Consider the following 5,977-nt stretch of genomic DNA (forward strand, 5'->3'; position numbering starts at 1 on the left):
AAGATGAAAAGAGATAGATATTTTTGGATTGGTGGTCTGGTTGGTGTTGTAACAGGATTGGCTGGAGTGTTGATGAGTGGAGTGGCTTTGGCTAAGGAGGAGATTAATGTCTACTCTTATCGTCAGCCCCACCTTATTGAACCAATGTTGAATATGTTTACAGCAGAAACCGGAATCAAGGTCAACACTGTATATGCAAAGAAGGGGATGATTGAGCGCTTGAAGGCTGAAGGAAAAAACAGCCCTGCAGATTTGGCTTTAACTGTTGATGTAAGTAGACTTGCAGCACTGAAGCAAGCAGGACTGTTGCAGTCGGTAAAGAGTGAGCTGCTGGAATTAAATATCCCTCAGAATCTGCGCGACCCGGAAGGAGAGTGGTTTGCATTGACGCAGCGAGCACGGGTGATTATGGCTGCCAAGGATCGGGTGCCAGAAGGTGCAATCACCAGTTATGAGCAGTTGGCAGCCCCCGACCTGGGATACAAGATCTGTATGCGCAAGGGAAACCATGCGTATAACATCTCCCTTATCTCCTCCATGGTAAGTGCACTGGGTAGAGAGGGTGCCAAAGAGTGGTTAAAAGGGGTGAACAATAATCTGGGGCGCAAGCCGCAAGGCAATGACCGTGCGCAGGTGGGCGGGGTCAATTCTGGAGAGTGTGACTTAGCGATTGCAAACACCTACTACTTTGGAAAAATGTTTACCGGAAATGGGGGCAAGAACCCTGAGCAGATCGCCTGGGCAAAGGGGGTAAATGTGATTTTTCCAAACCAAGATGATCGTGGTGCACACATTAACATTAGCGGTGTCGGTCTGTTAAAGTATGCGCCGAATAGATCAAATGCTATTCGACTCATGGAGTGGCTTGCTGGAGATATGGCGCAGTACATGTATGCCAATGAAAATCATGAGTTCCCTGTAAAGGGTGGGGTGCCAACATCTCCTCTAGTTACGAAGTATCTCAGTGGAGGCCAGTTCAAGGCAGATTCAGTATCTCTTGCCAAAATTGCAGATTACTCCAAGACAGCATCGGAGCTGGTGGCAGAGGTTAACTTCGGGAGTTAAGCGATTGTGAATAGCCGCAAGGCACTTCATGTGATGCCCTGGGCAGCTGTTGCCTGGGGCATTTCACTGTTTGTGATATTGCCAATTTTGGCAGTGATGGGGCAGGCATTTTTCCCGGAAGAGAATATCTGGGGGCACCTGCTTGAGACCACGCTTCCGCGCTACCTGCAAAGTTCGTTACTGTTGATGGTTGGTGTAGGGGTACCAAGCGCAATATTGGGTGTGGCAACAGCCTGGCTGGTAACAAGGTATGAGTTCCCGGGGCGTCGAGTTTTTCAGTGGGCTCTGTTGTTGCCATTTGCCTTTCCCTCCTATCTTTTGGCCTATCTCTACACAGATCTGTTGCAGTACTCAGGTCCGGTTCAGGGATACCTGAGAGAGTTGTTTGAGTGGCGTTATAAATCAGACTACTGGTTTCCCGAGATTCGTTCGATGGGTGGAGCAATGACCATGTTCACTCTCACCCTCTATCCATATGTCTACTTGTTGGCGCGAGCCTCATTTTTGGAGCAGTCCGACCGTCCGGGCAATCTGAGCCGTCTATTGGGGTGCGGCCCCTGGGGAAGCTTCTTCCGGGTATCGTTACCCGCGGCCCGTCCCGCGATTGCGGTGGGAACCTCACTGGTGCTGATGGAGACTCTCAATGATTTTGGAACGGTCGATTTTTTTGCCGTAGAGACCATGACCACCGGAATTTTTGATATCTGGCTCAATCGCAATAATGTTGGTGGTGCCGCACAAATTGCCACTCTGTTGATGGGGATGGTGCTGCTGCTTATTGTTATAGAGCAGATGAGCCGTCGCCGTCAGCGACAATACCAGGAGGGTGATAGTAGAAAGCTGATTGAGCGAAAATCACTAACAACAGGAGAGCGTCAGCTTGTCCTGTTGGTTGTGACCCTTCCCGTCATTCTTGGTTTTGTGATTCCTTTTACTGTTCTGGCCAGTTATGCATGGGATTCAGTAGACCACTACTGGAATCCGCAGATCATTGAGTATGGGCTCAATAGTTTATGGGTGGCTACATTGGCAGCGTTGTTAACTGTTACTGTCGGTCTATTGGTTACCTATGCCAAGCGCCAGCAGAAGCGGGGAGGGGTGGGACTTGCGCACCGCCTGGCAGGGGTTGGTTACGCCATGCCGGGCGCGGTACTGGCCATTGGCGTGGTTATATTTTTTGGTTGGGTAGACCGAGGGATTAATATCTGGTTCCAGTCATGGTTTGGATATGATCCGGGACTAATATTTAGTGGAACACTTTTCTCTCTGTTGTTTGCATATGTGGTCCGCTTTCTTACGGTGGCAACGGGTGGGTTGGATGCAAGCCTGGGAAAGATTCGACCATCAATGGATCATGCGGCACGTTCTCTGGGAGAGGGGCCCCTTGCTATGGTCTGGAGAGTACATATTCCAATGATCAGGAGTGGCCTATTGACGGCTGCACTTATTGTCTTTGTGGATGTGATGAAGGAGCTGCCAGCCACACTGCTGTTGCGACCTTTTAATTTTGAGACATTGGCAACTCATGTCTATTACTTTGCGTCGGATGAGATGTTGCAAGAATCATCGATTGCAGCCCTGATGATTGTTTTGGTGGGGCTTGGCCCGGTAATCCTGCTGAGTCGAACGATTGCAAGTCATAGAGAGTAAATCGAGAGCAGAGAGATTGAAGGAGTGGAAGATGAATTTGATGAGCCCGCAGCAGGATGAGATCCTGAGAATAAAAAATCTCTCTAGTAACTACGGTGATCAGACCGTATTGAGTGGTATCGACATTACCCTGAAAAAAGGGGCGTTGGCCAGTCTGTTGGGTCCTAGCGGTTGTGGCAAAAGTACGCTACTAAATGTGGTGGCAGGTTTTCATGATCTGAAAGAGGGGGAGGTCTGGGTGGGACAGACCCTCGCCTCATCTGTTGAGCGTATGGTTCCGCCAGAGAGGCGCAATATTGGAATGATCTTTCAGGATTATGCTCTCTTCCCCCATCTGTCGATTTTGGATAATGTAACCTTTGGGATCCGTGATCGTTCAAAGAGTGATGCCAAACGGGAGGCGAATGAGTGGCTCGATCTGGTACGGATGGAGGGTTTTGGAGGGCGTTATCCTCACGAGCTCTCTGGCGGTCAACAGCAGCGTGTGGCGTTGGCCCGCGCTCTGGCGGCAAAACCATCTCTGCTATTGATGGATGAACCTTTCTCAAATCTTGATACCGATCTGCGCAGGCGGCTGGTTAGGGAGATTCGTGATCTTCTGAAAGAGAGGGGGATCACTGCCATTCTGGTGACTCATGATCAAGAAGAGGCATTTCTCTTCGGTGAAGAGGTGGGGCTGATAGATCAGGGAGTGCTCCAGCAGTGGGGGACGCCAGAGCAAGTTTATACAGAACCAAACAATAGATGGGTTGCCAATTTTGTTGGGGATGGTAGCTGGATTCCGGGAAAAGTTTTAGAAACCGGTGAGATCAAGACCTCTGTCGGCTCCTTTGTCCACTCATTCAGTAATGGGGTTGATCCAGAGCAGCAGGAGGTTGAGGTTCTCTTCAGGCCACATGAAATCCGTCTGGAGCTGGCAGAATCTTCAGAGGATGGGGTCTGTCATGTTGTGCGAAGTGAGTTTTCCGGGCAGGAGATGCACTATCTGGTGGAGTCATCAGAGTCTGATCAGATACGCATTTCGATGGAGGGCTTGTCCCGATTTCACGTTGGTGACAGAGTCAAGCTGCTTTTCCAGGAAGAGAGCCTGATCCTGTTTTAGTTTGGCCTCCCCGACAGGGGTCGAACCTGTAACCTTGCCCTTAGGAGGGGCACGCGCTATCCAGTTGTGCCACGGGGAGAGGCGATTGCTAGCTGTAACGTGGCACCTATTCACGGCGTGGCCTTCAAAAAAAGGATGCAGGGGAGAGCGGTTGAAGGGGCCGCTTTTCGAGGATCAATCTATCCTCTGCATGTTTGGTTATGCGCTACAGCTTTCCAATTGCTGAGAGCAATATTTGTTCAGGCTCACTCCGGCCTGAGCCGCGTGAATGGCAAGTTGTTTGTGTAGCTCTGGTTCCATCCTCAATACAAACTTGCCTGAGTATGTTTTTCCGGCTGTAGGTTCCGGTAATGGATTACCATCCTTTTTATAAATATCAATCCACTCATCTACAATCTGGCAGAGTTGGTGGTATACCTTCTCTTCATTGTCTCCATGACAAGCCTGTCCGATCCAGCCGGGTACAGAACCGACATAACACTGATCCTCTTCGGACCACTCTACAATCTTCAAATAACGGTCACGCTCTTTCACTTTGATACCTCGTTAATCTTTTGTGTTACCTGCTTCTCTTGGTAGGGTTTTGCATCGTTACCAAGTTTTCCTGATATGGTCAGAATCGCTCCAGAGGGGTGCAGGTAGTTACGGTGACTGCCTTTGCCTCCCCGGTTCTGGAACCCTGCTTTTTCAAGCTCTCGGATTAGCTCTCTAATCTTCTTCGGCATAGTATCATTATAGTATCAGTTGTGATGATGTCAAAGGGATGCTCTTTTCAATGACACCACTTTGTCGCTCTACTGCATAGGTATGGGTAGAGGTGGTTGTTCAGGATGCGCTCACGGTTCTCTATGGTGTGGATGGCTAAATACTGGTAAATGGCCTCCCCGACAGGGGTCGAACCTGTAACCTTGCCCTTAGGAGGGGCACGCGCTATCCAGTTGTGCCACGGGGAGAGGCGGCGAATTCTACCATGGGTTAATATCTGCTGACAGGCTATGTCACAGAGGGATGGTAGTGGAAAAGAGATACAAGATTCTTGATAAGCAGATTGTCTATGACGGTTTTTTCCGCATGGAGAAGTATCGTCTGCAGCATACGCTGTTTGAGGGTGGGTGGTCTGAACCTATGTCACGAGAGCTTTTTGAGCGTGGTCATGCGGTCGCAGTTCTGCTTTATGATCCAAGAGAGGATGCGGTGGTGATGGTTGAGCAGTTCCGAATAGGTGCGCTGGAGTGTGAGGCAGGTGCATGGTTTCTGGAGGTGGTTGCCGGGATGGTGGAGGAGGGGGAGAGTGACGAGTCGGTAGCCAGACGAGAGAGTGATGAGGAGGCTGGTTGTCAGGTTGGCAGGCTTGAGTTTATTGCCCGCTACTGGGTTAGCCCTGGGGGAACCTCAGAGACCCTGGCTCTATATTGTGGCGAGGTGGACTCAACCGCTGCTGGTGGCGTACATGGGCTGGACCATGAAAATGAGGATATCCTGGTTCATGTTGTCCCCTATTCAGAGTTGCTGGAGATCTGGCAGAGAGGCGAAATAAACTCAGCCACACCTCTTTTGGCTGTGCAGTGGTTGGTGATGAATCGAGAGCGTATTCGTGAGGAGTGGGGCGATAGTTTTTGATAGAATTCAATTTATGCATTATGAGGGGACAATCAACAGGGCGATTAGCCGGGCAAGAAGGGGGGTCGCAACTCCTGCCCAGGCAGAGAATATCGCACTTCTCAAAAAACTGGTTCGCCATGATCTGAAGAGTCTGATGGCTCTGTATGAAGAGAACTTTGATCTCTTCTTTCGCCTTGTCCCTGATGTCCGTACCCGCAACTTTGAAAAACAGTTTGTGGCTGAGGGTGAATTCCCGCTGTTCCTTACGGTGGTTGAAGAGAATAAATTCACCACAACACTGCTGTTGACTCACCGCTTTGTGGGGTTGTCCGGTAGTGAGGAGGAGCCATCTGCCAAGATACGTCTATACCACGACAGTCAGCAAGCAGAGGTTATGTCAATGAGTCAGGGAGAGTCTCTGCGCTCTTTCCTCTCTCTGGTGCGCGATGGTGAGGAGAATCTTGATGCCCGCTGGCGCCTCAATCTGTTCCTCAACCACTGGTTGAGACACTGCATCGAGCAGGATTACAGTTTCTAAAGAACCTCTGAAAAAGCTTA

At 50.0% G+C, this 5,977-nt stretch carries 7 protein-coding genes and 2 tRNA genes; 5 read left to right on the top strand and 4 right to left on the bottom strand.

What is annotated here, in order from left to right:
- The first annotated feature begins 3 nt into the window (after positions 1-3).
- From AC3ZFK_RS02415 to AC3ZFK_RS02425, 3 genes are read left to right on the top strand one after another with little or no spacing between them, the layout of a single operon-like run.
- Positions 4-1,065 (top strand): extracellular solute-binding protein, encoded by a 1,062-nt coding sequence (locus AC3ZFK_RS02415; protein ID WP_487541591.1) that lies wholly within the window; start codon positions 4-6, stop codon positions 1,063-1,065.
- Positions 1,066-1,071: 6 nt separating this feature from the next.
- Positions 1,072-2,715 (top strand): ABC transporter permease, encoded by a 1,644-nt coding sequence (locus tag AC3ZFK_RS02420; protein ID WP_487541589.1) that lies wholly within the window; start codon positions 1,072-1,074, stop codon positions 2,713-2,715.
- Between the two features lie 31 nt (positions 2,716-2,746).
- Positions 2,747-3,817 (top strand): ABC transporter ATP-binding protein, encoded by a 1,071-nt coding sequence (locus AC3ZFK_RS02425; RefSeq protein WP_487507380.1) that lies wholly within the window; start codon positions 2,747-2,749, stop codon positions 3,815-3,817.
- 2 nt (positions 3,818-3,819) lie between these two features.
- On the opposite strand, the gene AC3ZFK_RS02430 is transcribed toward AC3ZFK_RS02425, so the two are convergent.
- From AC3ZFK_RS02430 to AC3ZFK_RS02445, 4 genes are all read right to left on the bottom strand, one after another.
- Positions 3,820-3,896, bottom strand: a tRNA-Arg gene (locus tag AC3ZFK_RS02430).
- Between the two features lie 119 nt (positions 3,897-4,015).
- Positions 4,016-4,351, bottom strand: coding sequence for a type II toxin-antitoxin system HicB family antitoxin (locus tag AC3ZFK_RS02435; RefSeq protein WP_487507381.1), 336 nt, complete (start codon positions 4,349-4,351; stop codon positions 4,016-4,018).
- Positions 4,348-4,542 carry a type II toxin-antitoxin system HicA family toxin gene (locus AC3ZFK_RS02440; protein WP_487507382.1) on the bottom strand — a complete coding sequence of 65 codons (195 nt, stop codon included), beginning with the start codon at positions 4,540-4,542 and terminating at the stop codon, positions 4,348-4,350. The genes AC3ZFK_RS02435 and AC3ZFK_RS02440 overlap by 4 nt, the downstream gene beginning before the upstream one ends.
- 151 nt (positions 4,543-4,693) lie before the next feature.
- Positions 4,694-4,770: transfer RNA gene (locus tag AC3ZFK_RS02445), tRNA-Arg, on the bottom strand.
- 61 nt (positions 4,771-4,831) lie between these two features.
- On the opposite strand from AC3ZFK_RS02445, the gene AC3ZFK_RS02450 reads away from it, so the two are divergent.
- Positions 4,832-5,437, top strand: a complete 606-nt coding sequence (locus AC3ZFK_RS02450) for an NUDIX domain-containing protein (RefSeq protein WP_487507383.1) — start codon at positions 4,832-4,834, stop codon at positions 5,435-5,437.
- Positions 5,438-5,450: 13 nt separating this feature from the next.
- Entirely contained in the window at positions 5,451-5,957 is a 507-nt protein-coding gene (locus AC3ZFK_RS02455; protein ID WP_487507384.1) for a DUF1249 domain-containing protein, read from the top strand.
- The last annotated feature ends 20 nt before the right edge of the window (positions 5,958-5,977 follow it).

The sequence above is a fragment of the Candidatus Thiopontia autotrophica genome (assembly GCF_982804495.1).